1 protein-coding gene is annotated in these 513 nt (G+C 71.2%); it reads right to left on the bottom strand.

Features of this window, described 5'->3' with window-relative positions; translation table 11 throughout:
* Positions 1-513, bottom strand: a 513-nt coding sequence (locus IE249_RS28665) for an AMP-binding protein (protein ID WP_189709387.1), incomplete at both ends; no start/stop codon positions are given.

Genomic DNA, 513 nt, shown 5'->3' with positions numbered 1-513 from the left:
GGTTCGTGCCGAACGCGCCCGAGGCGCCGTCACCGTCGAGATAACCGCGCGTCAGGAACGGCGTACGGACGACGACCTCGCCCGGCTCGCCCACGCCGCACAGCGCGCCGCGCCGGTTGAGGACCAGCAGCTGTGTGTCGTCGATCGGGGCGCCCACCGGCAGGATGCCGTCCGGCACCTGCTCGGGGACCTCGTGGCAGGACTGCAGGACAGTGCCCTCGGTGGTGCCGTACAGATTGAGCACCCGGCCGGTGAACATTGGGAACCGCTCGCGCCAACGGCGTACCAGTGCGCCCGGCAGGGGCTCACCGGCCAGGCACAGCAGACGCACCGAAGCACAAAGGACCGTGTCCCGGGGCTCCGAGTTCAGCCAGGACGCCAGGACGCTCGGGACGGTGTGGACGATCGTCACTGCCTGCCGGTCGAGCCAGCGCAGCATGCCCGCCGGGTCCTCGTAGGGCCGGTCGGAGTCCGGCAGGACCAGGGTGGCGCCGCAGGTCAACGCGAGGAAGA

The sequence above is a fragment of the Streptomyces anandii JCM 4720 genome (genome assembly GCF_014650655.1).
GTDB classification, from domain to species: Bacteria; Actinomycetota; Actinomycetes; order Streptomycetales; family Streptomycetaceae; genus Streptomyces; species Streptomyces anandii.
This window is presented reverse-complemented; position numbering and strand designations above follow the sequence as displayed.